The 25,882-nt window shown below is 68.8% G+C and carries 21 protein-coding genes; 13 read left to right on the forward strand and 8 right to left on the reverse strand.

Annotation, left to right across the window (positions count from 1 at the left end; all coding sequences use genetic code 11):
- The first annotated feature begins 1 nt into the window (after position 1).
- Complete coding sequence (locus STVA_RS19030; protein WP_123693166.1) at positions 2-667, forward strand: glutathione S-transferase family protein; 666 nt, start codon at positions 2-4, stop codon at positions 665-667.
- Between the two features lie 2 nt (positions 668-669).
- Here STVA_RS19030 and STVA_RS19035 read toward each other — a convergent pair whose 3' ends face one another.
- Together STVA_RS19035 and STVA_RS19040 are read right to left on the reverse strand one after the other, a co-directional pair.
- Positions 670-1,737: an ABC transporter ATP-binding protein gene (locus STVA_RS19035; protein ID WP_123693164.1), complete on the reverse strand. Its 1,068-nt coding sequence runs from the start codon at positions 1,735-1,737 to the stop codon at positions 670-672.
- 28 nt (positions 1,738-1,765) lie between these two features.
- Positions 1,766-2,530: a glycerophosphodiester phosphodiesterase gene (locus STVA_RS19040; RefSeq protein ID WP_123693162.1), complete on the reverse strand. Its 765-nt coding sequence runs from the start codon at positions 2,528-2,530 to the stop codon at positions 1,766-1,768.
- A 238-nt stretch (positions 2,531-2,768) separates the two neighbouring features.
- On the opposite strand from STVA_RS19040, the gene STVA_RS19045 reads away from it, so the two are divergent.
- The 5 genes from STVA_RS19045 (at position 2,769) to STVA_RS19065 (ending at position 7,808) form a co-directional block, all read left to right on the forward strand.
- Positions 2,769-4,106: an extracellular solute-binding protein gene (locus tag STVA_RS19045; RefSeq protein WP_123693160.1), complete on the forward strand. Its 1,338-nt coding sequence runs from the start codon at positions 2,769-2,771 to the stop codon at positions 4,104-4,106.
- A 91-nt stretch (positions 4,107-4,197) separates the two neighbouring features.
- Positions 4,198-5,088: an ABC transporter permease gene (locus STVA_RS19050; RefSeq protein ID WP_123693158.1), complete on the forward strand. Its 891-nt coding sequence runs from the start codon at positions 4,198-4,200 to the stop codon at positions 5,086-5,088.
- Positions 5,081-5,908, forward strand: a complete 828-nt coding sequence (locus tag STVA_RS19055) for an ABC transporter permease (RefSeq protein WP_123693156.1) — start codon at positions 5,081-5,083, stop codon at positions 5,906-5,908. Before STVA_RS19050 ends, STVA_RS19055 begins: the two co-directional genes overlap by 8 nt.
- Entirely contained in the window at positions 5,905-6,723 is an 819-nt protein-coding gene (locus STVA_RS19060) for an HAD family hydrolase (RefSeq protein ID WP_123693154.1), read from the forward strand. Before STVA_RS19055 ends, STVA_RS19060 begins: the two co-directional genes overlap by 4 nt.
- A gap of 23 nt (positions 6,724-6,746) precedes the next feature.
- Entirely contained in the window at positions 6,747-7,808 is a 1,062-nt protein-coding gene (locus tag STVA_RS19065) for a cobalamin-independent methionine synthase II family protein (RefSeq protein ID WP_123693152.1), read from the forward strand.
- Between the two features lie 29 nt (positions 7,809-7,837).
- Here STVA_RS19065 and STVA_RS19070 read toward each other — a convergent pair whose 3' ends face one another.
- Entirely contained in the window at positions 7,838-8,626 is a 789-nt protein-coding gene (locus STVA_RS19070; RefSeq protein WP_123693150.1) for a DeoR/GlpR family DNA-binding transcription regulator, read from the reverse strand.
- A gap of 85 nt (positions 8,627-8,711) precedes the next feature.
- Positions 8,712-9,770, reverse strand: coding sequence for a zinc-binding metallopeptidase family protein (locus STVA_RS19075; RefSeq protein ID WP_123693148.1), 1,059 nt, complete (start codon positions 9,768-9,770; stop codon positions 8,712-8,714).
- Positions 9,771-9,955: 185 nt separating this feature from the next.
- Between STVA_RS19075 and STVA_RS19080 the strand changes: the two genes are divergently transcribed.
- On the forward strand, positions 9,956-11,386 hold the full coding sequence (locus STVA_RS19080; RefSeq protein WP_123693146.1) for an aldehyde dehydrogenase family protein: 1,431 nt from the start codon (positions 9,956-9,958) through the stop codon (positions 11,384-11,386).
- Positions 11,387-11,452: 66 nt separating this feature from the next.
- Here the strand turns inward: STVA_RS19080 and STVA_RS19085 are convergent, their stop codons facing one another.
- Positions 11,453-11,755: a helix-turn-helix domain-containing protein gene (locus STVA_RS19085; RefSeq protein ID WP_123693144.1), complete on the reverse strand. Its 303-nt coding sequence runs from the start codon at positions 11,753-11,755 to the stop codon at positions 11,453-11,455.
- Entirely contained in the window at positions 11,752-12,099 is a 348-nt protein-coding gene (locus tag STVA_RS19090; protein ID WP_123693141.1) for a type II toxin-antitoxin system RelE/ParE family toxin, read from the reverse strand. Before STVA_RS19090 ends, STVA_RS19085 begins: the two co-directional genes overlap by 4 nt.
- Before the next feature lie 209 nt (positions 12,100-12,308).
- Here STVA_RS19090 and STVA_RS19095 point away from each other — a divergent pair, with 209 nt between their 5' ends.
- Positions 12,309-13,355: an alpha/beta hydrolase gene (locus STVA_RS19095; RefSeq protein ID WP_197735681.1), complete on the forward strand. Its 1,047-nt coding sequence runs from the start codon at positions 12,309-12,311 to the stop codon at positions 13,353-13,355.
- 142 nt (positions 13,356-13,497) lie between these two features.
- Positions 13,498-14,487 (forward strand): tripartite tricarboxylate transporter substrate binding protein, encoded by a 990-nt coding sequence (locus STVA_RS19100; RefSeq protein WP_170216618.1) that lies wholly within the window; start codon positions 13,498-13,500, stop codon positions 14,485-14,487.
- 6 nt (positions 14,488-14,493) lie between these two features.
- Here the strand turns inward: STVA_RS19100 and STVA_RS19105 are convergent, their stop codons facing one another.
- Together STVA_RS19105 and STVA_RS19110 are read right to left on the reverse strand one after the other, a co-directional pair.
- Positions 14,494-15,465: a phosphoribosylaminoimidazolesuccinocarboxamide synthase gene (locus STVA_RS19105; protein ID WP_197735682.1), complete on the reverse strand. Its 972-nt coding sequence runs from the start codon at positions 15,463-15,465 to the stop codon at positions 14,494-14,496.
- Between the two features lie 55 nt (positions 15,466-15,520).
- Positions 15,521-16,540, reverse strand: a complete 1,020-nt coding sequence (locus STVA_RS19110) for a TRAP transporter substrate-binding protein (protein ID WP_123693138.1) — start codon at positions 16,538-16,540, stop codon at positions 15,521-15,523.
- Between the two features lie 286 nt (positions 16,541-16,826).
- Between STVA_RS19110 and STVA_RS19115 the strand changes: the two genes are divergently transcribed.
- From STVA_RS19115 to STVA_RS19130, 4 genes are read left to right on the forward strand one after another with little or no spacing between them, the layout of a single operon-like run.
- A complete protein-coding gene (locus STVA_RS19115; protein WP_123693136.1) occupies positions 16,827-18,317 on the forward strand; it encodes an efflux transporter outer membrane subunit in 1,491 nt (496 codons plus the stop codon).
- A complete protein-coding gene (locus STVA_RS19120) occupies positions 18,314-19,687 on the forward strand; it encodes an efflux RND transporter periplasmic adaptor subunit (protein ID WP_123693135.1) in 1,374 nt (457 codons plus the stop codon). Before STVA_RS19115 ends, STVA_RS19120 begins: the two co-directional genes overlap by 4 nt.
- Positions 19,684-22,782: an efflux RND transporter permease subunit gene (locus tag STVA_RS19125; protein ID WP_123693133.1), complete on the forward strand. Its 3,099-nt coding sequence runs from the start codon at positions 19,684-19,686 to the stop codon at positions 22,780-22,782. The genes STVA_RS19120 and STVA_RS19125 overlap by 4 nt, the downstream gene beginning before the upstream one ends.
- Positions 22,783-22,792: 10 nt before the next feature.
- On the forward strand, positions 22,793-25,876 hold the full coding sequence (locus STVA_RS19130; RefSeq protein ID WP_123693131.1) for an efflux RND transporter permease subunit: 3,084 nt from the start codon (positions 22,793-22,795) through the stop codon (positions 25,874-25,876).
- Positions 25,877-25,882 lie beyond the last annotated feature (6 nt).

Genomic DNA, 25,882 nt, shown 5'->3' on the forward strand with positions numbered 1-25,882 from the left:
GATGGCCGAGTTCAAGCTTCACTGCTTCGCGCAGTCCGGCAACGCCTACAAGGTGGGCCTGATGCTGTCGCTGGCCGGCGCCGACTGGGAGCCGGTCTATGTCGACTTCTTCGGTGGTGTAACGCGTACCGAGGAATGGCGCGGCGCCGTCAACGAGATGGGCGAGGTGCCGATCCTGGAGTATCGCGGCCTGCGGCTCACCCAGTCCGGCGTCATCCTCGACTACCTGGCCGACGCGCTGGGGCGGTTCGGCGGCCGGGACGCGGCCGAACGGCGCGAGATCTGGCGCTGGATCCTCTTCGACAACCACAAGTTCACCAGCTACTTCGTCACCCATCGCTGGCTGCGGGCCTTTGCCGAGACCGCACCCGCGCCCGAGGTGCTGGCCTTCCTGCGCGCCCGCATCGACGCCGCCTTCGCCGTGGTCGAGAAGCATTTGGCCGACCGCCCATTCATGCTGGGCGACCGGCTGACGATCGTCGACTTCTCGCTGGTGGGCTATCTCTACTTTCCGTCGGAGGAAACCGGCTACGACCTGCCGGCCAGCCACCCGAACATCGCCGCCTGGACCCGGCGCCTGATGGCCGAGCCCGGCTGGCGCCACCCCTACGACATGCTGCCGGGCGAGCAGATCAAGCCGCGCCGCACCTATCCGCCCGGGCAGTAGCCCTATCGCGCCACAACGTAGCAGCGCTCCGGATCGAGGCGGACGCCGACGCGGTCGCCCTGGTTGCCGGGGCGCGGCCCCGCCAGCGTTCGGGTGCGGATCGCCCGGGTGCCGATCCGGACGTGAAAATCGACCATCTCGCCCAGGTCGACGATGGCCTCGATGGTACCGGGCAGGTCGTCGGGCGTGGCAGCCGAAACGGGGTGGAGCGAGATCGCTTCCGGTCGGGCGCACAGCACGGCGGGGTCGCCCGGCTGCATGCCGTGGCCGCGCCCCACGAGCCGAAGCCCCTCGTCGGTGACCACGAGCCCCCGCCCCTCGCCCGCGTCCCAGGACTCGACGCGGCCTTCGAGGAAACTGGCCGTGCCGACGAACTCCGCCACGAAGCGCGAGGCGGGGTCGCGATAGACCTTGTGCGGCGTGTCGACCTGGACGATGGCGCCCTTGTCCATGACGACGATGCGGTCGGAGATGACCATCGCCTCGGCCTGGTCATGGGTCACGTAGAGCGTCGTGATCTTCAGCGATTCCAACAGCTTGCGCAGCTCGAAGCGCATGTATTCGCGCAGCTTGGCATCTAGGTTGGACAGCGGCTCGTCGAACAGCAGCACGTCGGGCTCGGTCGCCAGGGCGCGCGCGATGGCGATACGCTGTTGCTGGCCGCCCGACAGTTGCTTGGGCAGGCGGTCGGCGGTACCCGGCAGTTGCACCAGCTCCAGTACGGCGTCGACCTTGCGATCGATCTCGGCGCGCGGTCGCTTGCGCACCTCCAGCCCGAAGGCGATGTTCTGGCGCACGGTCATGTGCGGGAAGAGCGCGTAGTTCTGGAACACCATCGCGGCGTTCCGGCGTTCCGGCGGCACGTCGTTGATCAGCCGGTCCCCGAACCAGAGGTTGCCCTCGTCCTGCTCGATCAGGCCGGCGACGATGCGCAAGGTCGTCGTCTTGCCGCAGCCGCTCGGCCCCAGCAGCGACACGATCTCGCCGTCGCGGATGTCGAGGCGCTCGATGCGCGCGGCTGCCGCCGTACCATAGCGCTTCACGATCCCTTCCAGACGGATGGCGGTCATCGCTCCCCTCCCTTGGCGCGCGGTGCGATCAGGCCCGGTCAGGCCGGTCGGTGATGATCCAGCCGACACCAAGTTCACGCATCCGCGCGAGATCGGCCGCCTCGTTGGGCGTCCAGGCGCCGAGCCCTACCCCCTCGGCGGCGCAGGCAGCGACGATCCCGGCATCGATGGCGGCGAACTCCAGCCCGAGCTGCGCGCCGCCGATCTCCTTCAGCCGGCGGGCCGCCGCGACGGCCCCCGCCGCCCCGGCGATGTCGCGGCCACGCAGCACGCCGGTCAGGTCGAAGCCGCGGCCCAGCTTCGCGACCGCCACGACGGAGCGCCAGTCGAAGGCCGAAATGGTGACGCGCTCGCGCATCCCGGCCTGCTCCAGGATATCGGCCAGCGCCCGGCAATGGTCGTCATGTCCGGGGGGATCGGCCGCGAACTTGATCTCGACGATGGCGGTGGCGCCGGCGGGATGCAGCACGTCCAGCAGTTCCGCCAGGGTCGGCACCTGCTCGCCGTCGGTCCCGGTCAGGCGCAGCCGGCGCAGGTCGGCCAGGTCCATGTCGGCCACCGCACCCTTGCCGTCCGTCGTGCGATCGACCGTGAGGTCGTGGATCACCACCGGCACGCGGTCGCGGGTGAAGTGCACGTCGAACTCGACCGCCAGATAGCCCGCGGCCAGCGAATGGCGGAACGCGGACAGGCTGTTCTCCACCCACAGGCCGGCCGCGCCGCGATGCGCGACGATCGTCGTCGCGGCAGCCGGCCGGGACGACCCGGCAAAGATCGATGCGAGATGGCCCATGCGACGAACGCTCCCCAAGCAGCCTTCTTTTTTCGCAAATGAAAATGCGGGGTGGCCGGCTTCCTGTCAATTCTTGAAACCCAAAGTCGGGGCCGGAACGTTCTGTCGGGAGTTTTTCCGCTCCTCGCCCACGACCTTTCGCAATGCAACATTCATTTCACTTGCGAAAGTCGCCGTACCGTTTCTACCATCGTGTCGGAAAGCGGCCCGGTGAAGCGGCCGCCGTCGGGAGGAAACCATGGCGAAGACGAAGAACGGCGGAGCGGATTCGGACATTGCGCGCCCTGGCCTGGCGCGGCGCGGCTTCATCGGCGCGGCCGGGACCGCCGCCCTCTCGCTGACGGCACTCGGCCATGTCGGGCGCGAGGCCCAGGCGGCCGCGTTCCGCCCCGACCTGACCATGGCCGAGAACCCGAACCCGGCCTCGGCCTATCCGAAATGGTTCCCGTCCTGGCCCGAGGTCGAGAAGCTGGCCCGCCAGGAGGGCCAGGTGCTGGTCAGCGCCTGGGGCTCCGCCGAAGCCAAGGAGATGTTCACCAAGCTCTGCGCCCAGTTCGAGAAGAAGTACGGCATCAAGGCGGTCTATCGCCACGGCGACTGGTTCGCGGCCCAGCAGCAGGTGCTGAACGACGTCAAGGAGAAGAAGGAACAGGGTTCGATCGACGCGATCTTCCTGTGGGGCAAGCCCTTCTCGAACCTGATGCAGGGCGGCGGCGTGTGGGAGGTGCCGATCCTCGACATGCTGCCCAACGCCCGGCGCATCGCCTATCGCCCGGAACTGGGCCGGTTCGTGCACGACATGGTGCCGACCTATGGCTGCTTCGTGCCGCAGGTGAACTACCAGAACTGCTTCGTCTACGACAAAAAGAAGTTCAAGAAGACCGACATGCCGCAGACCGTCGAGGGCGTCCTCGACTGGGCGAAGAAGAACAAGGGCCAGTTCACCTACTGCGACGTCAACAAGGGCGGCAGCGGCCATACCTGGGTGATGATGCTGATCTACGCGCTCACCGGCGGCTACGAGAAGTATGCCTTCAAGCCCTTCAACAAGGACGTGGCGGCGAACGACTGGAAGCCGCTTTGGGACTATCTGAAGGAGCTGGAGCAGTACATGTACCGCCCCGGCACCTATCCCCAGGGCAACAACGCGGTCGCCCAGCTCTTCTCGGCCGAGGAGATCACCTTCTGCCCGAACTGGGACGGCACCATGGCGCAGGAGGTGCGCGGCGGCCGGCTCGATCCCGACCGGCTGGGCGTGTTCGTGCCCGAGCCCGGCATCTTCTCGCCCTGCGACGGCTTCACCATCCCGACCAACGCCCCGCACAAGGCGGCCGCCCTGCTGTTCCTCGACTATATCCTGTCGGTCGAGGCGCAGATGGAGGTGCCGCGGATCATGGCCTCCTATCCCGTCGTCACCGAAGCCTGGGACAGGCTGCCGGCCAAGGAACGCAACGAGCCCTGGGTTCCCGTGCAGGACCTGCGGCAGTGGCGCGACCTCGGCCGCACCGGCGCGCGCCATGGCGAATACATGTTCCAGATGATGACCGAGTGGGTCGACCGGATCGCCCGGCGCTGACGCGGCCGTCGCCTGAACAGCCTTCGCTGAACCAAATGGGACCGCTGCGCGCCGTCACCCAGGCGGCGCGCACCTTCCCCTTGGATGCGCCATGGTGACAGTTCGCAAACTCCTCCGCCGCAACGGCGACCTCCTCATGGTGGCGCCGCTTGCCCTGTTCCTGGGCACCATGGTGCTGGTGCCGCTGGTGATCGCGGTCCTGTCCTCGGTCGGCCTGACGACGGTGGCCCCGGGGCTGACCGGCCAGTTCACGCTCCAGGGCTTCCGGGACTTCTTCGATCCGTCGAAGCCGAGCCTCGCCTCGCTCTGGTTCACCTTCAAGGTGACGGCGGTCACGACGGTCGTCTCCACCGGCCTCGGCCTGGCGCTGGCCCTCTTCATGCGCTTCCGCGGCATCGAGCTGGGGATGGTCTTCTCGTTCCTGGTGAAGATCCCGCTCTTCATGCCGTATCTGGTGACGGCCTTCGTCTTCTGGGTGCTGCTCTATCCCAAGGGCTATATCGGCATCCTCGTCCACAAGCTGCTGGTCGACTATCTGGGCCTGGTGGAGCAGGCGCCGTCCCTGGTCTCCGACCCGCTCGGCATTGGCATCATCGTGTGCGGGTCGTGGATGCGCTTCCCTTACGCCTTCGTCATCATCCACGGGCTGCTGCAGATGATCGACCCCTCCTACGAGGAGGCCGCCCGGACGCTGGGTGCCCGGACCGGACGCATCATCCGGCGCGTCTACCTGCCGCTGGTCGGCTACGGCATCCTGTCGGTGGCGCTCCTCAATTTCCTGGCGCTGTTCATCGCCTTCGCGATCCCGTTCGTCCTGGGCGCGAGCTGGCCGCAGTTCCTGTCGGTGTTCATCTATGTGAACGCCAAGGACCAGGGCAACTGGTTGGCCGGTTATACGACCGCCGTCATCTACATCGTAATCGCGCTGGTGATCGCCTGGTTCTACACCCGCGCCCTGCAACAGGCCAAAGCCCGTGCGTAAGCGCAATCCCGGACGCTGGCTGAACCGGGCCGTCCTCGGCCTGGTCACCTTCCTCATCCTGGCACCTGTCGCCGTCGTCTTCCTCTATGCGTTCGCGACGAAGTGGTTTCCGTCCCACTGGTGGTGGCCGCAGGAGTTCGGGACCCGCTGGTTCGAGCGGCTGCTCGGCCTCGGCAACATCGTCAACGCCATGCTGAACAGCTACATGATCGCCGCCATCGTGACGGTGGCGACGCTGGCCATCACCTTTCCGGCCGCCTACGTCTTCGGCGCCCGCACCCGGCGCGACAGCGGCCGGCTGGTGCAGCTCATCGAGGGATTCTCCAACGTGCCGCTGGCCTTCCCGACGATCGCCGTCGGCATCGGCCTGCTGCCGGTCTACGCCAAGATGGGCCTGCTGGCCTCGGTCCCCGGCGTCGTCCTGGCCCATATGATCATGGCCATTCCCTATGCGCTGCGGGCCATGGTCGGCGCCTTCATCATGGTCCCGCCGGAATACGAGGAGGCGGCGCGCAACCTCGGCGCCGGCCGCTTGTACGTCCTGCGCCGGGTCTACCTGCCGCTGGTGTGGCCGGGCGTGATGGCGGGCGGCATCTTCGCCTTCAGCTGGTCGCTCAACGAGTTCGTGCTGATCCTCCTCCTCGGCTATCCCAACATCGAGACGATCCCCGTGCAGATCTACCAGTTCGTCGGCGGCTACTACCTGCACCCACAGCAGGCCGCTGCCCTTGGCCTCTTCCTGCTGGTGCCGACGCTGGCGCTGATGTTCCTGGTGGAGCGCACGACGCGCGGCTCGACCGTGGTTCCGGCCGGCGCATGACGCGGCCCTCGCTGCAGCCGCTGGAGCGGTTTTCGCCCGCGGCACTGGCGCGGGTGCGTTGTGTCCTGACCGACATCGACGACACGCTGACCAGCGACGGGCTGCTGCGGCCGGCCGCCTTCGCCGCCATCCACCGGCTGGCGCAGGCGGGCATCCGCGTGGTGCCGGTAACCGGCCGCCCCGCCGGCTGGTGCGACCTGATCGCCCGGCAATGGCCGGTGGCGGGCGTGATCGGCGAGAACGGCGCGCTCTGGTTCCGCTACGACCCGGGCGGCCCGCGCATCGCCCGCGGCCACTGGTTCCCCGAGGATCGCAGGCAGGCCGACCGCCTGCGCCTCGACGACCTTGCCCGGCGCATCGCCGAGGAGATTCCAGAGGCTCGGCCCACATCCGACCAAGCCTACCGCGAAAGCGACCTCGCCATCGACTGGTGCGAGGACGTGGCGCCGCTGTCGCGGGCCCAGCTCGACCGCATCGTCGAGCTGGCCGAGGAGGCAGGTGCCACGGTCCGCGTATCGTCCATCCACGTGAACATCTGGTTCGGCGAGTTCAGCAAGCTGGCGATGACCGAGCGCTTCCTGGCGGACGGGCTGGGCATCGACCTGCGGTCCGACCCGGACGCCTTCGTCTTTGCCGGCGATTCTCCCAACGATTCGACGATGTTCGGTTTCTTCGCCAACTCCGTCGGCGTCGCCAACGTGCTGGATTTCGTCGGCCGCATGGAGGCGGAGCCCACCTACGTCACCCCGAGCCGCGGCGGCGAAGGCTTCGCCGAACTGGCCGACGCGCTGCTGGCCGCGCGGACCGGTGGCTGACACCCCGACCGGAGAGCGCCCCCATGGCCATCCTCACGACCACCATCGGCTCCTATCCCAAGCCGGACTATGTGCGCATCCCCAACTGGTTCGAGGTGCGCCGCCGCCTGGCACCCGGCCAGTGGAACCCGACCCAGGCCTATGAGCAGGTCCTGGCCGACCAGGATGCCGAGCATGCCGAGCGGCTCGATCGCGGCACCCGCGAAGTGGTGGCCGAGCAGGCCGATGCCGGCATCGACATCCCGACCGACGGCGAGGTGCGGCGCGAGCACTACATCTATCACCAGTGCCGGCGCTTCCCGGGGTTCGACTTCGCCCGGCTCACCTCCAAGGCGATGCGCGGCGGCAGTTGGCTGGCGGCCGTGCCGACCGTGACCGGCCCCGTCACCGCCGGCACGCCCGGCATGCCCGCCGACTGGCGCATCGCCCAGTCGGCGACCGACCGGCCGGTCAAGATGACCCTGCCCGGCCCGCTGACCATCATCGATTCGACCGCCGATGCCCACTACCACGACGACCGGCGGCTGGCCGCCGACCTGGCGGACGCCCTCAATCACGAGATCCGCGCCCTCGCCGAGGCCGGCTGCCGCTGGATCCAGGTGGACGAGCCGGTCTTCGCCCGCCAGCTCGACCGCGCGCTCGATTTCGGCGTCGAGATGCTGGACCGCTGCTTTCACGGCGTGCCGGCTGCGACGCGGCGCGCAGTGCATATCTGCTGCGGCTACCCGGCCGCACTCGACCTGGAAGACTTCCCCAAGGCCGACCGCCGCACCTATTTCGACCTGGCGGACGCCCTGGAAGAAACGGCGATCGACGCCGTGTCGATCGAAGACGCCCATCGCCGCAACGACCTGTCGCTGATCGAGCGCTTCCGCTCCAAGACCCTGATCCTGGGCGTCGTCGAGATCGCCCGCACCCGGGTCGAGACGGTGGACGAAATCCGCGCCCGCATCGCCGACGTGCTGGAGCATATCGAGCCTGCGCGCCTGATCGCGGCACCCGATTGCGGGCTGATCATGCTCGACCGGGCGACCGCGGTGGCCAAGCTGCGCAACCTGTCGGCGGCCGCCCGCAGTTTCGGCTGACGGCCCGGTCTACCGGCTGACCACCCTGCCTACCGCCCCGGGGCGATATGCACCGGGATGCCGCGATCGCGCAGGATGGCCGCGATCGCCGGCGGCGGCGGCCGGTCGGTGAAGAGCGCCGAGATGCCCGAGATGTGGCCGACCTTCACCAGCCCCTTGCGGTCGAACTTCTGGGCGTCGATCGCCAGGTAGACTTGGCGGGCGTTGGCGGTGATGGCGCGCGCGGTCTCGGCCGCCTCGAAGCCGAATTCATAGAGGGTGCCGTCGGGCCCGACCGAGCCACAACTGATCAGGCCGAAATCGGCCGTGAAGCGGTCGATGAAGGAGGTCGCCTCCTGCCCCTGGGTGCATTGCTCGTCGGGGCTGACCTGGCCGCCGACCAGCAATATCTTCATCCCCTCTGCCGGCCGCAGCGTGGCGACCGCGCCGATGTTGTTGGTGACGACCAGCAGGCCGCGATGCTTGGCCAGTGCCGCTGCCACCGCCTGCATGGTGGTGCCGTAATGCAGGAAGAGCGAGGCGTGGTCGGGGACGTGCTCGGCCAGCAGTGCCGCGATCCGCACCTTCTCGGCGTGGCGCTGCACCCGACGCTTGGCAAACGTCGCGTTCTCCTGGGTCGAGACCGGGCCGACGCCGCCGTGATAGCGGCGCAGCACGCCGTCCCGGCACAGGCGGTTGACGTCGCTGCGGATGGTCTGCGCCGTCACCCGGAAATGCCGCGCCAGCTCGTCGATCGGGATGAACCCGCGGGTGCCGACCATCTCCACGATCTGCGCCTGCCGCGGGCTCGCCGCCGCCGCTGTCGCCTCTGCATCCATCGACAAATTCCAGGCCCGGCCGTGGCGAATCGCTATCGCGGCATTTGAACCGTCCTGGCTGGCCCCGGCAACCCGCCGGACGCAGTCAGCCGGCCGGCGGGTGCACCAGCCGGTCGATGAAGTCGAGCTTCTCGATCACCGGCGGCGGCAGGACGAAGGGGTAGAGGTCGGGGTGCCCCATGCTGCGGTTCAGGCTGTTGACCGCGAAGGTGAGCGGTAGCCAGGCATCGACCAAGCGCTCTGCCCCGACCGAGGTGTTGGGGTCGAAGTCGATGCGGGCCGCCATCTCGGGCCCGCGTTCGATGCGCGGCTGGATGCGCAGGCCGAAGGCGCGTGCCGTCTCCAGCGTGTCGACGATGTGGAGGTAGTGCGCCCAGGTCTCGGCGAAGTCTTCCCATGGGTGGCTGCTGGCATAGGCGCTGACGAAGCGGTCCTGCCAGTCGGGCGGCGGGCCGTTCTGGTAGTGGCGGGCCAGCGCCTGGGCATAGTCCTGGGTGTCGTCGCCGAAGAGCGCGCGGCAGGCCTCGAGCTGCGGGCCGTTCGCCACCAGCCGGTCCCAGAACCAGTGCCCGACCTCGTGCCGGAAATGGCCCAGCAGCGTGCGGTAGGGCTCTCCCATCTCGGTACGGATGCGCTCGCGCGCGTGGTCGTCGGCTTCTTCCAGGTTGATGGTGACGAGCCCGTCGTCATGCCCCGTCAGCACCCGCGGCCCTTGCGGCGAGGCATCGGCCAGGAAATCGAACGCCAGGCCGTTGTCGGGATCGTCGACGCGGTTGGCGAGCGGCAGGCCCAGCGCCAGGAGCGTGTAGAACAGGCGATGCTTGGCCAACTCCAGCCGGCGCCAGCGGTCGAGGTTGCCGGCGGGCGCCAGGTCGGGGATGGTGCGGTTGTGGCGGCAGGCCCGGCACAGCGGCTCATCCTGGTCGGCCGGCACCAGCCAGTTGCAGATGCCGTGGGTCACGTTGGCGCAGAAGCGGTACGGACGGTCGGGCGCACCCAGCGCCCGCCAGTCATCCCCCTCCGACTCCAGCGCCGACATCTCGCCGATGTCGGGCAGATAGCCCAGGACCAGCCCGCAGCTCATGCAGCGGGTGTTCTCGAAATAGAGCGGCTGGCCGCAATTCTGGCATTCGAAGAGCTTCATCGCTCCGCCCAACGTAGGCGCCTCCGGATCGTTCCGGAAAATCGGGCGACCGCGGCAAATCCACCCAGGCGATCTGGACGCTCCCGTCGTATCGCATGATATAGGACGGTGAGGCGCCCTTGTCCGCGCCGCCCCCTGCCGCCTGAGCCCCCCTCTTCGGCCACACCATCGCGAGGATGCACCCCATGTCGCACGCGCAGCAGTTCTACATCGACGGCCAGTGGGTCGATCCGATCGTCCCGGCGACGATCGACGTCATCGACCCGTCCAGCGAGGAAGCCTTCGTGAAGATCTCGGTCGGCAGCGCCGCCGACGTCGATCGCGCGGTGGCCGCCGCCAAGGCCGCCTTCCCCGCCTTCTCGCAGACCAGCAAGGCCGAGCGCGTCGCGCTGCTGCGCCGTATCGTCGAGGTCTACAAGACCCGCCTGCCCGACATCGCGGCTGCCGTCTCGCAGGAGATGGGCGCGCCGATGGACCTGGCCACCAACGCCCAGGCGGCCATCGGTTGGCGCCACATCGCCAAGATGGCCGATACCCTGGAGCAGTACGAGTTCAACGAACTGCGCGGCTCCACCCTGATCGCCAAGGAGCCGATCGGCGTGTGCGGCATGATCACGCCGTGGAACTGGCCGCTCAACCAGATCGCCTGCAAGGTAGCGCCCGCCATCGCCGCCGGCTGCACCATGGTCCTGAAGCCGAGCGAGATCGCACCCATCAACGGCATCATCTTCGCCGAAGTCATGCATGAGGCGGGCGTGCCCAAGGGCGTGTTCAACCTCGTCAACGGCGACGGTCCGACGGTCGGCCAGGCGATCGCCTCCCACCCCGACGTCGACATGGTGTCCTTCACCGGCTCGACCCGGGCCGGCATCCTGGTCGCCAAGGCGGCCGCCGACACCGTCAAGCGCGTCCACCAGGAACTGGGCGGCAAGTCGGCCAACATCCTGATGGACGACGTCGATTTCGAGAAGGCGGTGACCAAGGGCATCGTCAACTGCTTCCGCAACAGCGGCCAGTCCTGCAACGCGCCCACCCGCATGTTCGTCCCGGCCGCGCGCCATGACGAGATCCTGGCCGTCGCCAAGAAGGTCGCCGAATCGCACAAGGTCGGCCACCCGCAGACCGAGGGCACCTCGCTCGGCCCCGTGGTCAGCCAGACCCAGTTCGAGAAGATCCAGCGCCTGATCCAGACCGGCATCGACGAGGGTGCGACGCTAGTCACCGGCGGCCCCGGCCGGCCCGAGGGCCTGAACCGCGGCTATTATGTGCGGCCGACCATCTTCGCCAACGTCACGCCGGACATGACGATCTCGCGCGAAGAGATCTTCGGGCCCGTGCTGGCCATCCACAAGTACGAGAGCGAGGACGAGGTCGTCCGTCTCGCCAACGACACGGTCTATGGCCTGGCGGCCTACATCCAGTCGGCCGACCTCGCCAAGGCGCGCGACATGGCGGCGAAGATGCGGGCCGGCAACGTCCACATCAACTACCCGATGGGCGACCTGGGCGCGCCGTTCGGCGGCTACAAGCAGTCCGGCAACGGCCGCGAATACGCCGATTTCGGCCTCGACGAGTTCCTGGAGATCAAGGCGGTCATCGGCTACGAAGCCGCCTGACCACCCACCGTTCCAGGCTTTCCATGACGGGGTGCCGCTTCCGCGGCGCCCCGTTTTCTTTTGAATCTACGATCCGAGCCCTTGAAGTTCCTCTTGAACAAGAGAGGGGCGCTTCTCGATCAGCGCCAGCAGAACCCGCGCGGGCCCTTCCGGTCGCCGGCGTCCCTGTTCCCAGCCGCGCAGCGTGCCCACGGCCACGCCGATGCTGCGCGCGAAGGCTGTCTGAGACAATCCCGCCCTGGCACGGATCGCCGCCACGTCCGGAATCGGCACGACCACCTCGTGGGTGACGGAACCACCGCGCGCACCCTTGGCGTAGGCGAGCGCCTCCTCCAGTCCTTGCCGGATGCTTTCGTAAGCCTCGCTCATGCCCGTCTCCCGTAAGCCTCGGCAATAAGGTCGCAAAGGGAAATCAGCGCCGCCCGCTCCGCCGTCGAGATGTTCGCCTTCTCGTTCTTTCCGAACACGGAAAGCAGAAACACCGGCAGGTCCTGGCGGCGATAGAAGTGCAATACCCGCCATCCGCCGCTCTTGCCGCCGCCGGGTCGACCGAACCTCATTTTGTAGAGGCCGCCGCCAAGCGGCACGCCCGCTGCGGGGTCTGATGCAAGAGCCGTAACCAACTCGGCACGCTCGGCGTCCGCCAAGCCGACCGCCTTTGCTCTGCGCAGAAACTGCGCGGTTTCGACAACGGTCACGAGGCGTTCGACCATCGGCCAATGTGGTACGAACCACACTATACGTCAATGACGTATCTATGCTTTAGCGGTCGGCTCATGGAGTGGCAGTCCGTTGACAGTGCCACCCAGCGGGCGCTGTATTTTATATAAAATATGATTCGTCCCCTCAATCGCGGTTGTCCGCATCGGGGGCAACAAGAATCCGGGCGCGCTAAAGCGTCCGGTATCGGAGGGGAAACCCCATGCGCACCATACGCTCTGTCCTACTGCCGGCTGCTTTCGTCTTGCCGGCAGCGCTGACGCTCCTGTCGCCTGCGCCGTCCGGCGCCCAGGAACTGAAGGACTTCGGCAGCTTCCATGTTGGCGGCCGCCAGGTCAGCCTCAGCGGCTATCCCGTCACCGAGAGCGTCTTCACCCAAGGTGCCGCACCCACCCGGGTCGATCCGAACGGCGATTTCGAAGTGGAGCAGATGTACGTCCAGTACCTCGTTCCCGCCCCGCAGGCCTCGAAGTACCCGCTGCTGATGTGGCATGGCGGCGGCCTGACCGGGACGACGTGGGAGACCAAGCCCGATGGCAAGCCCGGTTGGATGAACTACTTCTTCAAGGCCGGCCACCCGGTCTATGTCTCCGACGCGGTCGAGCGCGGGCGCGCCTCCTGGGCGCGTTATCCGGAGATCTACAAGACCCCGCCCTTCTTCCGCACCAAGAAGGAAGCGTGGGAAATCTTCCGCATCGGCCCGCCCGATTCCTATGCGACCGACCCGGCCAAGCGCGTGATGAATGCGGGCATGAAGTTCCCGGTCGAGGCCTTCGACCAGTTCGGCAAGCAGTTCGTGCCGCGCTGGACCAGCAACGATGCCATCACCCAGACCGCATACCATGCGCTGGTGCAGAAGGTCGGCCCGTCCGTCGTGATGGTCCACAGCCAGGCCGGCAATTTCGGCTTCCACGCGGCCCTGGCCGCACCCGACAAGGTCAAGGCGCTGATCGCGATCGAGCCCGCCGGCGCGCCGCTGCCCGGGCCCGAGCTGGACAAGCTGAAGGGCATCCCGATGCTGATCGTGTGGGGCGACTATGTCGGCACGGAAGCCGTCTGGACCCGCCAGCAGCCGGCGTCGGTCAACTTCGCCCGCGACCTGAACGCGCGCGGCGGCGATGTCGAATGGCTGGACCTGCCCAAGGCCGGCGTCACCGGCAACAGCCACATGCTGATGATGGACACCAACTCCGACCAGATCGCCGGGCTGATCCAGGACTGGATGAAGCGCAAGGGCCTGATGAACTGACCCTCATGACATGAGGCGGGGCGGGGCGCGCCCGCCAGGGCAGCCCCGCCTTCTTCCCGATCCCGGACGGCCATCGCGCTGGCGCCCCTCCCTGCTACAGGGTTAGATCAGCGCCAACGATAACCAACCAGGAGGGGAAACGGTGAAGACCAGACACGCACTGGCCGCATTGGCGGCCGCCCTGCTCGCGGCTGCCGGCCCGGTTGCCGCCACCGGACCGGCCGCAGCCCAGGCCTATCCCAGCAAGACCATCCGCTGGGTGGTGCCCTACACGCCGGGCGGGATCACGGATTCGGTGACGCGCCTCGTCACCCAGAAGATCCAGGCCTCGATTGGCCAGAACATCGTCGTCGAGAACAAGCCCGGCGCCAACTCGATCATCGGCGCCGAGAACGTCGCGGTGGCAGCGCCCGACGGCTACAGCATCCTGACGGTGATCGCGGCCCACGCCGCCAACGCCACGCTCTATGCCGGCAAGCTGCCGTTCGATGCGGTGAAGAGCTTCCAGCCGATCTCGCTGCCGGCGATCGCACCGCTGATCCTGACGACCGGCCTCACCTTCCCGCCCAAGGACATGAAGGAGCTGATCGCCTATGCAAAGCAGAATCCCGGCAAGGTGGCGTTCGGCTCGTCGGGCATCGGGGCTGCCGCCCACCTGACGACGGAGTTGCTGAAGCAGACCGCCGGCATCGACATGCTGCACATCCCCTACAAGGGCACGGCACCGGCGGTGCAGGACCTGATCGCCGGCCAGATCCAGGTGCTGGTCGACGTGCCGTCCTCGATGATGCCGCATGTGCGCGGCGGCAAGGTGCGCGGCGTCGCCATGTTCTCGGGCAAGCGGGTCCAGGGCGCGGACGAGATCCCGACCATCGTCGAGAGCGGCGGCCCGGCGATCGAGGCCTCGACCTGGGTCATGTTCCTGGCCCCGGCCGGCACGCCGCCCGCCATCGTCCAACGCCTGTCCGAGGAGACCGCCAAGGCGCTGGCCCTGCCCGACGTCAAGGAGCGCTTCGCCCAGCTCGGCATCGAGGCCGTTGGCGGCACGCCGGAGGCGACGGGCAAGTTCCTGGCCGACGAAATCGCCAAATGGGCCAAGGTCATCACCACGGCCGGCGTGAAGCCGGAGTAGCTCTTCCTAGAAGAACCCCGCGAGATTCCGCCGGATGCGGTCCAGGATCGGGCCGTCTTCGGCGGGAAACGCGAATGCCTGGCCGGTGATCATCTCGTAGGCGCGGATATAGACCTCGGCCGTGCCGGCGATCAGCTCGGCCGGGATCTCGGGGATCGGGTCGGTGTAGGGGTCGCAGCGCGCCGCCACCCAGCTCCGCACGAAGTCCTTGTCGAAGCTCTCGGGCCGGTCGCCGGCGGCAAAGCGCGCGGGATAGCTGTCGGCCATCCAGTAGCGGCTGCTGTCGGGCGTGTGGATCTCGTCCGCCAGCACGATGCGGCCGTCGCGGTCGGTGCCGAACTCGTACTTGGTGTCGACCAGGATCAGGCCCTGGCGGGCCGCCATCTCCTGCCCGCGGGCGAAGAGTGCGAAGGCGTAGTCGGTGAGCTGGCGCCACTGGCCGGCCGTCAGCAGGCCGCGGCCGACGATCTCGTCCGGCGTCAGCGGCTCGTCATGGCCGCCGTCGAAGGCCTTGCTGGTGGGCGTGACGATGGGTCGGGGCAGGCGCTGGTTGTCACGCATGCCGTCGGGCAGCCGCACGCCGTACATGTCCCGCTGGCCGGCCTTGTAGAGCGTCAGGATCGAGGTGCCGGTGGTGCCCGCCAGATAGTCGCGGATCACCACCTCGACCGGCAGGATGTCGAGCCGCTGGCCGATCACCACGTTGGGGTCGGGATAGGCCAGCACGTGGTTGGGGCAGATGTCGGCCGTCGCCTCGAACCAGAAGCGCGCGGTCTGGGTCAGCACCTGGCCCTTGCAGGGGATCACCGCCAGGATGCGGTCGAAGGCGCTGAGGCGGTCGGTCGCGATCAGGATCCGCCGGCCGTCCGGCAGGTCGTAGTTGTCGCGCACCTTGCCGCTGTAGTGGTTCGGCAGCTCGGGAATCGTCGCATCGGCCAGGACGCGGTCCAGGGCTCCCATCAGTTGCGGGCGGGTCATCACTGTCGTCCTGAAATTTGCGGCGGCAAAGGGCACTTTATTCGCTGCCAGCACTTTATTCACTGAACGTGCGTGCGATCGAGCGATATTCGGCCAGGGCCGCGCGCGCGTCGATCTTGCGCTCGCGCGAAGCCTTGATGATCCAGGCGGTTTCGATCGGGCCGAAGATGTCCTCGAACTCCAGCTCCATGGCCGCATCGGCCACCGACAGGATGTTGCCGGCCACCGTCGCCACGCTGCGGGCCCGGGCATCGGCCGCCCGCCAGCCGCGCCCGGCCAGGGCCGACAGCCGCTCGCCCGAGACCGACAGCAGGGCTGCGCGATCGGCCCCCAGCCGGTCGAGGGCTGCTGGATTCATCACGATCGAGAAGGTGCCGTCGTAGAAGCCGACCGGCATCTCGACCGAGTGTTTCGCCACCTCCATAAGCCGAAAGCTCTCCTTGCTCTCCATCGGGAAGAAGGCGCCGTCCGCCCGGCCTTCGACCATGGCGGCATAGGCCTGGAGCGGGCCGAGGGAGATCGGCCGGATGCCGAGCGCGGCCGTGATGGCCGTGGACACCCCGCCCGGCACGCGTATCCGCAGGCCGCGCAGGTCGGCTAGCTGGGTGATGGGCTGCTTCAGGTGCAGCACCCCCTGCCCGTGCAGCATGACGCCGATCACCGCTACGCCGCGATGCTCTTCGGCCTTGGCCAGGATCGCCTCATGCACCCGCCAGTAGGCGACGGATGCCGCCACTTGGTCGGCGCCGGTGCCCGGCAGCTCGGCCAGCTGCGGCAGCAGGAAGCGGTCGGGGTGGTAGCCGTGGAAGACATAGCCGATGTCGGCCTTGCCATCGCGGACGAGGTCGAACTGGCGATCGGCGGCGGCAAGGTCGTGCTGGATCTCCACCTTCACGCGGCCGTCCGTCACCCGCTCCACCGAGCGTGCCCAGGTGGGAAACACGGTGCGGTTGAGTTCGTGGCCGGGTGGCACCCAGGTGGACAGGCGCAGGACCGTCGTCCCCTGCGCCGACGTGGCGCCGGGCGACAAAGCAATGACGGCCAGGAACGCGAGACCGAGCAGGCGACAGATCATTCCCGTTCTTGGTCGGGCAGAGCCGGCGCTGTCAACCACCAGCCGTTCGCCGGGTTATGGCCCCGGCACGCGCGAATGGCTATTAACGGGAACGATAGCCGCAATCGGGTGGTTATGGCGCCGCCGGCCAGCCCGCCCGACGACGAGGCGCTGGAAATACCGATCTCCGCGCAGGATCGCGCCAACGCCGCCGTACAACGCTCTACCGGCGACCCATCTGCCGCCAGCCCACAGCCGTAAGCCCACCGCCGCCTGCCCAATGCCGACCTGAACGAAAGACCCCTGGGTGACGCACACGCAAGCCAGCCGGCCAACCGCTCCCCGCCCGGCCCTGCATTCGGCACTGCTGCATTCCGTCCTGCTGCTGCCGATCCTGGCTGGCTGCGCGGGGCTGGATGCCAGGGTGCCGCCCGCCACCACGCCCAGCCAGGCGGCATGGGTGGGGGCCACCGGCGCCGACCAGCCCCTGCCGCCCGCACCCGACTGGTGGCGCTCGTTCGAATCGCTGGAGTTGAACGCGCTGCAAAGCGCCGCCCGGGCCGACAATCTGGAGATCGCCGCCGCCGTCGCGCGCATCGAGCAGGCCGACGCCCTGGTGCGGGTGGCCGGCGCCAACCTGCTGCCGACCGTCGATTTCGGGGCCAACACGTCGCGCAGCCGCTCGGGCGGCGGCAGCGGCGGCAGCGCGTCCTATCGCAGCCAGTACAGCCTCAGCCTGTCGGCCAGCTACGAGATCGACTTCTGGGGCAAGAACCGCGCGTCCGCGCGCGGCGCCCAGTGGGCGGCGGCCTCCAGCCGCTTCGACCGCGAGACGGTGTCGCTCGGCATCGCGTCGGCCATCGCCAACACCTATTTCGCCATCCTGACCGCCCAGGACCGCCTGCGCCTGGCCGAGAATAACCTGGCGATCGCCCAGCGCAGCCTGGACGCCATCCGCGCCCGCACCGCCGTCGGCACGGCGACCGCGCTTGATGTCGCCCAGCAGGAGAACTTGGTGCTGCAACAGCGGGCCGCCGTGCCGCCGCTGCGCCAGCAGATCCGCCAGAACACCAACGCGCTAGCCGTCCTGACCGGCCGCACGCCCGACGCCATCACGATCGACGGCGGCAGCCTGTCCGGCGTCACCATCCCGGCCGTGGCCGCCGGCCTGCCATCCGACCTGCTGGAGCGCCGCCCCGACATCCGCCAGTCGGAGGCCCAGCTCGGCGCCGCCGAGGCCGATGTCGTGGTTGCGCGCGCCGGCCTCTTTCCGCGCGTCCAGCTCACCGCCGACGGCGGCGTGCAGAGCACGGCCCTGCGCCTGCTGTTCGAGCCGGGGGCGGTGTTCTGGTCGGTGGCGGCCGGCCTGACCCAGCCGATCTTCGACGCCGGCCGGCTCCAGGCGCAGCTCGCCCAGCAGCGCGCCCGCTATGGCGAGCAGCTTGCCAACTATCGCCAGGCGATCCTGTCGGCCTTCCGCGACGTAGAGGATGCACTGGCCGCGATCGACCAGACCGGACAGCAGGAGCGGCTGCAGCAGGCCGTGGTAGCCAACGCCCGGCGCGCCTACGAGATTTCCGAGGCCCGCCTGAGGGAGGGAACGATCGACCTTCTGACCCTGCTGAACACCCAGCAGACCCTGTTCCAGGCGCAGGATGCGCTGGCGCAGATCCGCCTGTCGCGGCTGCAGGCCGCCGTCGGGCTCTACCAGGCGCTGGGCGGCGGCTTCGATCCCATGGCGGTGCCCGTGCCGGCAACGCCGGAGATCCCGGTGGCCGCGACGATGGTGCGGCCATGAGGCGGGTGGTGCGCTGGCTGGTCTGGCTTGTCGTCCTGGGGGCGATCATCGGCGGCATAGCCTGGGTCCTGATGGGACAGCAGCCGCCCGCGACCTCCCAACGCGGCGGCCGCGGCGGCTTCCAGGGCGGCGGCGGGCAGCCGACGCCGGTGCTGGCAGTGCCGGCCGCCACCGCCGACGTGCCGATCCGGCTCGACGCTGTCGGCACCATCCAGCCGATGAACACCGTCACCGTGCGCCCGCAGGTGGACGGGCAGCTCATCTGGATCGGCTTCAAGGAAGGCCAGGACGTCCGCAAGGGCGACCTGCTGGCCCAGATCGACCCCGCCATCTACAAGGCGGCCCTCGACCAGGCTGAGGCCAAGAAGGCCCAGGACCAGGCCAACCTGACCAATGCCCGCCTCGACCTCGAGCGCTATGTCCGCCTGTCGCGCACCGACTATGCGACCAAGCAGCAGGCCGATACCCAGCGCGCCCTGGTGCAGCAACTGGAGGCTCTGCTGCGGGCCGACCAGGCGGCGATCGACAATGCCAAGACCCAGCTCAGCTACGCCACCATCACCGCCCCCATCGACGGGCGCACCGGCCTGCGCCTGGTCGACGAAGGCAACCTGGTGGGGCAGTCGACCACGACCGGCATCGTCGTCATCACCCAGGTGCAGCCGATCGCCGCCATCTTCACCCTGCCGCAGCAGTTCCTGAACCAGGTGAATGCCGCCATGGCCGCGGGCGCCGTCCCGGCCGAGGCGATCGCGCCCGACAACCGCACGGTGTTGGGCACCGGCGTGCTCGAGGTGGTCGACAACCAGGTCGACCCCACCACCGGCACGATCAAGATGAAGGCCACCTTCGCCAATGCCGACCGCAAGCTGTGGCCCGGCCAGTTCGTCAACATCCGCCTCCAGGTGGGCGTGCGCCGCGGCGCCGTCGTCGTGCCATCGGCCGCCGTCCAGCGCGGGCCCAACGGCACCATCGTCTACCTGGTGCAAGAGGGCGACACCGTCGCCCTGAAACCGGTCACGGTGGTGCAGCAGAGCGAGACGCAGGCCGTGATCGGCGAAGGGCTGGCGGCCGGCGAACGGGTCGTCACGTCCGGCTTCTCGCGCCTGATGAACGGCAGCAAGGTCCAGGTGTCCGCGCCCGGCCCCAACCCCACCTCCGGTCCGCCGGCCGCCACCGGCGAGGGCCGCCGCGGCCCCGGCGCCAACCGCGAGGGTCGCGGTGCCGGCCGGGGCGAGCGGCCCGCCGGGGAACGCCCGGCTGGTGAACGTCCTGCCGGTGAGCGTCCTGCCGGCGAGCGCCCGGCTGGGGAGCGGCAGCAGGGTGCGCGGCCGCAGGGCGAAGCGTCGGCACCGCGGCCCGCGCAATGAACATATCGGCCCCCTTCATCGGCCGGCCGATCGCCACCTCGCTGCTCGGCATCGCGGTGCTGCTGGCGGGGCTGCTGGGATACTGGCAGTTGCCGGTGTCGGCCCTGCCGCAGGTCGACTTCCCCTCGGTACAGGTCACCACCCGCCTGCCGGGCGCCAGCCCGGAGACGATGGCGGCCCTGGTCACGGCACCGCTGGAACGCCAGCTTGGCCAGATCCCCTCGCTGCAAGCGCTGACCTCGACCAGCGGCGCCGGGATCAGCCAGATCACCCTGCAGTTCGACCTTGGCCGCGACATCGACGGCGCCTCGCAGGACGTGCAGTCGGCGATCAATGCCGCCGGGTCCACCCTGCCGCGGACGCTGCCCTACCCCCCCACCTACAGCAAGGTGAACCCGGCCGACGCCCCCATCGTCACCGTGGCGCTGACCTCCGAGACCCAGCCGCTGCGGGCGTTGAGCGATCTTGCCGACACGCTGATGGCCCAGCGCCTGGCCGAGGTGTCGGGCGTGGGCTCGGTCAGCGTGCAGGGCAGCGTGCGCCCGGCCGTGCGGGTGCAGGCCGATCTGGCCCGCCTCTCCTCCTACGGCGTCAGCCTGGCCGACCTGCGCACCGCCATCGTCGGCGCCAACCAGTCGGGGCCGAAAGGCCAGCTCGACGGCGCCCAGCAGGCCTATACCATCGCCGCCAACGACCAGATCGAGACGGCGGCCGCCTATCGCGAGGTCGTCGTCGCCTACCGCAACGGCGCGCCGGTGCGCGTGGGCGATGTTGCCACCCTCATCGACGGCTTCGAGAACGAGAAGGTGGCGGCCTGGTACCAGAGCAAGCCCGCCGTCGTCATCGACATCCGCCGTCAGCCCGGTGCCAATGTCGTCGCCACGGTCGAGCATCTGCGCCAGGAACTGACCCGGCTGCGCGGCATGCTGCCGGCCGGCGTCGAGCTGACGATCGTCGCCGACCGCACCGAGACCATCCGCGCCTCGATCCACGAGGTGCAGTTCACGCTCGTCCTCTGCGTCGGGCTGGTGGTGCTGGTGGTCCTGCTGTTCCTGCGCACGCTGCGCGCCACGCTGATCGCCGCCATCGTGCTACCGCTGTCGCTGGTCGCCACCTTCGGGGCCATGTGGCTGTGCGGCTTCAGCCTCGACAACCTGTCGCTGATGGCGCTCACCATCGGCACCGGCTTCGTCGTCGACGACGCCATCGTCATCATCGAGAACATCGTCCGCTACATGGAGAAGGGCGAGAGCCCGATGGAGGCCGCCTACAAGGGCGCCAAGGAAATCGGCTTCACCATCATCTCGCTGACGGCCTCGCTGGTGGCGGTGTTCATCCCGCTGCTGTTCATGACCGGCTTGGTCGGGCGCATGTTTCGGGAGTTCGCGCTGACGCTGACCCTGGCCGTGGTGCTGTCGGCCGTGGTGTCGCTGACGATGACGCCGATGCTGTGCAGCCGCCTGCTGAAGTCCGGCCATGGCGGCGGCGAGAACCGGCTGGGGGCGGCCGCCGACCGCGCCATCGACTGGCTGATCGAGGGCTATCGCCGCAGCCTGGTGGTCGTCCTGCGCCACCGCGCGCTGACGATGCTGGTGACGGCCGGCACACTGGCGGCGACCGTGGCGCTCTATGTCGTCATCCCCAAGGGCTTCCTGCCGGCCCAGGACACCGGCTCGATCACGGCGGTGACCGAGGCCGGCCAGGACGTGTCCTTCGCCGAGCTGCGGCGGGTGCAGCAACTGGTGGCCGACGCCGTCCGCCAGGACCCCGACGTCGCCAACGTCGTCTCGGTCATCGGGGTCGGCACCATCAACCTGACACCCAATTCGGGCCAGCTCAGCATCACGCTGAAGCCGCATGATTCCGGCCGCGTGCAGGCCGCCGCGGTGATCGAGCGGCTGAAGGGGCTGGTCGCGCCCATCCCCGGCGTCGAGGTCTATTTCCGGTCGATCCAGGACATCCAGATCGCCACCCGTGCGGCCCACTCGCAGTACCAGTACACGCTGGTCGGCACCGACGCGGCCGAGCTGTCGGAGTGGTCGCAGCGGCTGGTGCAGGACATCCGCCAGGCGCCGGCGATGCAGGACGTGACCAGCGACCTGCGCGAGAACGGCCTTGGCGTCATGGTCCGGGTCGACCGCGAGCAGGCCGGCCGCCTCGGCGTCTCCATGCAGTCCGTCGAGGACGCGCTGAACGACGCCTTCGGCCAGCGCCAGATATCCACCATCTACGGCCAGGCCAACCAGTACCGCGTGGTGCTGGAGGTCGACCCGCAGTTCCGTCTCGACCCGTCGTCGCTGTCGCGCCTCTACGTGCCGGGCCGCGACGGCGCGCAGGTGCCCTTGCTGTCCGTCGCCCGGATCGAGCGCACCAGTGCGCCGCTCTCGATCAACCACGAGGAGCAGTTCCCGGCCGTCACCATCAGCTTCAACTTGGCCCAGGGGGCAAGCCTCAGCGATGCGGTGCAGGTGATCTCCGCCGCCCAGCGCCGGCTCAGCATGCCGACCGCCATCACCGGCAGCTATTCGGGCGATGCTGCGGAGTTCGAGAAGTCGCTGCAGGGCCAGCCCTGGCTGATCCTGGCCGCCATCGTCGCCATCTACATCGTGCTGGGCGTGCTCTACGAGAGCTTCATCCACCCGGCCACCATCCTGTCGACGCTGCCGTCGGCCGGCGTCGGCGCCCTGCTGGCGCTGATCCTGTTCGACCTCGACCTGTCCTTCGTGGCGCTGATCGGCATCATCCTCCTCATGGGTATCGTCAAGAAGAACGCGATCCTGATGATCGACTTCGCGCTGGAGGCCGAGCGCCACCAGGGCATGACGCCCTACGACGCCATCGTCCAGGCGAGCGTGCTGCGCTTCCGGCCGATCATCATGACCACGCTGGCCGCCTTGTTCGGGGCGCTGCCGCTGGCGCTGGCGACGGGGCCCGGTGCGGAGCTGCGCATCCCGCTCGGCGTCAGCATCTGCGGCGGGCTGATTCTCAGCCAGCTCCTGACGCTCTACACGACGCCCGTGATCTATCTGCTGATGGAGCGGCTGCGCGGCCGCGCCGGGCTGGAGCCCGCGGCCCTGCCGAGCCCGGCCGAGTAGGGCGCGAGCCTTGAGCATCTCCACCCCCTTCATCGAGCGGCCGGTCGCCACCATCCTCCTGGCGATCGGCCTCTTCCTGGTGGGCATGGTCGCCTACATCTTCCTGCCGGTGGCGAGCCTGCCGGCCGTCGACTACCCGACCATCCGCGTCTCGGCCAGCCGGCCGGGTGCCGACCCCGAGATCATGGCGGCCACCGTTGCCGCCCCGCTGGAGCGGCGGCTGGGCGCCATCGCGGGCGTGACCGAGATCACCTCGTCGAGCGGCGTCGGCTCCACCAGCATCGTCGTGCAGTTCGACCTCGGCCGCGACATCGACGGGGCCGCGCGCGACATCCAGGCGGCGATCAATGCCGCCGCCGCCGACCTGCCGAGCGACCTGCCCAGCCGCCCCAACTTCCGCAAGGCCAACCCCGCCGCCGCCCCCGTCATCATCCTGTCGATGACCTCGCAGAGCCTGCCGCCGTCCGAGCTCTACGACCTGGCCGACAGCATCCTGGTGCAGCGCCTGTCACAGGTGGAGGGCGTGGCCGAGGTGACGGTGAACGGCGCCGAGCAGCCGGCGATCCGCGTCCGCGTCGATCCCAACAGGCTGGCGGCCATGGGCCTCGGCCTCGACACGGTGCGCCAGGCGATCGCCCAGGCCAGCGTCGTCAACCCGGTCGGCACGCTGGAGGGGCCACGCCAGGCGACCTTCATCCTGACCGACGGCCAGCTCCGCACGGCCGAGCAGTTCAAGCATGTCGTGGTGCGCACCGAGGGCACGACGGTGGTGCGCCTGGGCGACATCGCGATCGTCGAGGACGGCGTGCGCAACGCCCGCTCGGCCGGCTGGGTCGGCGCCCAGCGCGGCATCCTGATCGTCATCAACCGCCAGGCCGACGCCAACGTCATCCGCACCGTCGACCAGATCAAGGCCGAACTGCCGGAACTGGAGATGCTGCTGCCGGCCGGCGTGAAGCTCGGCATCCTGTCGGACCGGACGACGACGATCCGCGCCAGCGTCGACGAGATGCAGTTCACCCTGGCGCTCTCGATCGGGCTGGTGACGCTGGTGGTGCTGCTGTTCCTGCGCCGGACGACGCCGACGGTCGCTGCGGCGCTGACCGTGCCGCTGTCACTGGCCGGCACCTTCGGCCTGATGTGGCTGGCCGGCTATACCGTCAACAACCTGACCCTGATGGCGCTGGTCATCGCCGTCGGCTTCGTCGTCGACGACGCGATCGTGATGATCGAGAACGTCTACAGCAATCTCGAAAAGGGCATGCAGCCACTGCAGGCCGCCATCGAGGGCGCGCGCCAGATCGGCTTCACGGTCGTCTCGATCAGCATTTCGCTGGTCGCCGCCTTCGTGCCGATCATCTTCATGCCGGGGATCATCGGGCGGCTCTTCCGCGAGTTCGCCATGACGATGACGTTCGCGATCCTCGTCTCCATGGTCGTGTCGCTGACGCTGACGCCGATGATCTGCGGCCAGTTCCTGAAGCGGCCGCCCAGGCGGGGCGAGAACTGGCTCGATCGCCGGGTGGAGCCGCTGCTGGACGGCATGGTGGCGGGCTATGGCCGGACGCTGACCTGGGCGCTCCGCCACCGGCTGCTGATGCTGCTGGTCTTCTTCGCCACCATGGCCGGCACCGCCTGGCTCTACGTCCAGTTGCCCAAGGGGTTCTTTCCCCAGGACGATACCGGCCTCATCTTCGCCGGCACCCGGGCCTCGCCCGACGTGTCGTTCCAGACGATGCTGGGCCTGCAGCAGCAGGCGGCCGAGATCATTGCGGGGGACCCGGCGATCGCGGCCTTCGGCTCCTTCGTCGGCGGCGGCTCGCAGAGCAATTCCGGCCGCATGTTCATCAGCCTGAAGCCGCTGGCCGAGCGCGGCGCCAGTTCGCTCCAGGTCGTCAACCGGCTGCGACCCAAGCTGGCGGCCATTCCAGGCCTCCAGGTCTTCCTGATGCCGCAGCAGGACCTGCGCGTCGGCGGGCGCAGCGCCAACGCCTCCTACCAGTACACGCTGTGGACCGAGGACCTGAACGCGCTGAAGACCTGGGCGCCGCAGGTGCTGGAGCGGCTGCGCCAGGTGCCGAACGTCGTCGACGTGAACACCGACCGCGAACAGACCGGCCTGCAGGTGAACGTCTCCATCGACCGCGAGGCGGCAGCCCGCCTGGGCGTCAGCATCTCGTCGGTCGGCACGGCGCTGAACAACGCCTTCGCCCAGCGGCAGGTCTCGATCATCTATACCCAGCGCAACCAGTACCGCGTCATCTTCGAGGTCGAGCCGCGCTTCGCCACCGACCCGACGGCGCTGTCGCGCATCTATGCCACGGCCGCCGACGGCACGCAGGTGCCGCTGACCGCCGTCACCCGGCGCACAACCGGCACGGCGCCGCTATCGGTCGCCCATCGCGGGCAATTTCCGTCGACCACCATCAGCTTCAACCTGGCGCCGGAAGCCGGGCTGGACGAGACGCTGGCCGCCGTCGACCGGGCGGTGGCCGAGATGCACATGCCCGACGTCATCCGCGCCGGCTTCGACGGCGATGCCGGGGCCTTCGCCCAGTCGTCCAACAGCCAGTTGATCCTGATCCTGGGGGCGATCCTGGTGATCTACCTGGTGCTGGGCATCCTCTACGAGGACCTGCTGCACCCGCTGACCATCCTCTCCACCCTGCCCTCGGCCGGGCTGGGGGCGCTGATGTCGCTGAAGCTGGCGCAGATGGAACTGTCGATCATCGCCATGATCGGCATCATCCTGCTGGTCGGCATCGTCAAGAAGAACGGCATCATGATGGTCGACTTCGCGCTGGAGGCCGAGCGCAAGCGCGGCCTGTCGCCGGCGGACGCCATCCACGAGGCCTGCCTGGAGCGCTTCCGGCCGATCCTGATGACAACGCTGGCCGCCCTCTTCGGCGCCATCCCGCTGGCGATCGCGACCGGCATCGGCGCCGAGTTGCGCCGGCCGCTCGGCATCACCATCGTCGGCGGCCTGTTCGTCTCGCAGGTGCTGACGCTCTACACCACGCCCGTCATCTACCTGATGCTCGATCGCCTGCGCCGTCGCCCCGCGCCGGCGCCGTTGCCGGCGCCGGCGGAGTAGACGCCG

It is taken from the genome of Stella humosa, from assembly GCF_006738645.1.
In the GTDB taxonomy this organism is placed as follows: Bacteria; Pseudomonadota; Alphaproteobacteria; order ATCC43930; family Allostellaceae; genus Allostella; species Allostella humosa.

Excerpts from the sequence above, each read along its gene's own strand:
- STVA_RS19030 (WP_123693166.1), top strand. The coding sequence starts at position 2 with ATGGCCGAGTTCAAGCTTCACTGCTTCGCGCAGTCCGGCAACGCCTAC.
- STVA_RS19035 (WP_123693164.1), bottom strand. The coding sequence starts at position 1,737 with ATGACCGCCATCCGTCTGGAAGGGATCGTGAAGCGCTATGGTACGGCG.
- STVA_RS19040 (WP_123693162.1), bottom strand. The coding sequence starts at position 2,530 with ATGGGCCATCTCGCATCGATCTTTGCCGGGTCGTCCCGGCCGGCTGCC.
- STVA_RS19045 (WP_123693160.1), top strand. The coding sequence starts at position 2,769 with ATGGCGAAGACGAAGAACGGCGGAGCGGATTCGGACATTGCGCGCCCT.
- STVA_RS19050 (WP_123693158.1), top strand. The coding sequence starts at position 4,198 with ATGGTGACAGTTCGCAAACTCCTCCGCCGCAACGGCGACCTCCTCATG.
- STVA_RS19060 (WP_123693154.1), top strand. The coding sequence starts at position 5,905 with ATGACGCGGCCCTCGCTGCAGCCGCTGGAGCGGTTTTCGCCCGCGGCA.
- STVA_RS19065 (WP_123693152.1), top strand. The coding sequence starts at position 6,747 with ATGGCCATCCTCACGACCACCATCGGCTCCTATCCCAAGCCGGACTAT.
- STVA_RS19070 (WP_123693150.1), bottom strand. The coding sequence starts at position 8,626 with ATGGATGCAGAGGCGACAGCGGCGGCGGCGAGCCCGCGGCAGGCGCAG.
- STVA_RS19075 (WP_123693148.1), bottom strand. The coding sequence starts at position 9,770 with ATGAAGCTCTTCGAATGCCAGAATTGCGGCCAGCCGCTCTATTTCGAG.
- STVA_RS19080 (WP_123693146.1), top strand. The coding sequence starts at position 9,956 with ATGTCGCACGCGCAGCAGTTCTACATCGACGGCCAGTGGGTCGATCCG.
- STVA_RS19085 (WP_123693144.1), bottom strand. The coding sequence starts at position 11,755 with ATGAGCGAGGCTTACGAAAGCATCCGGCAAGGACTGGAGGAGGCGCTC.
- STVA_RS19090 (WP_123693141.1), bottom strand. The coding sequence starts at position 12,099 with ATGGTCGAACGCCTCGTGACCGTTGTCGAAACCGCGCAGTTTCTGCGC.
- STVA_RS19095 (WP_197735681.1), top strand. The coding sequence starts at position 12,309 with ATGCGCACCATACGCTCTGTCCTACTGCCGGCTGCTTTCGTCTTGCCG.
- STVA_RS19105 (WP_197735682.1), bottom strand. The coding sequence starts at position 15,465 with ATGACCCGCCCGCAACTGATGGGAGCCCTGGACCGCGTCCTGGCCGAT.
- STVA_RS19110 (WP_123693138.1), bottom strand. The coding sequence starts at position 16,540 with ATGATCTGTCGCCTGCTCGGTCTCGCGTTCCTGGCCGTCATTGCTTTG.
- STVA_RS19120 (WP_123693135.1), top strand. The coding sequence starts at position 18,314 with ATGAGGCGGGTGGTGCGCTGGCTGGTCTGGCTTGTCGTCCTGGGGGCG.
- STVA_RS19125 (WP_123693133.1), top strand. The coding sequence starts at position 19,684 with ATGAACATATCGGCCCCCTTCATCGGCCGGCCGATCGCCACCTCGCTG.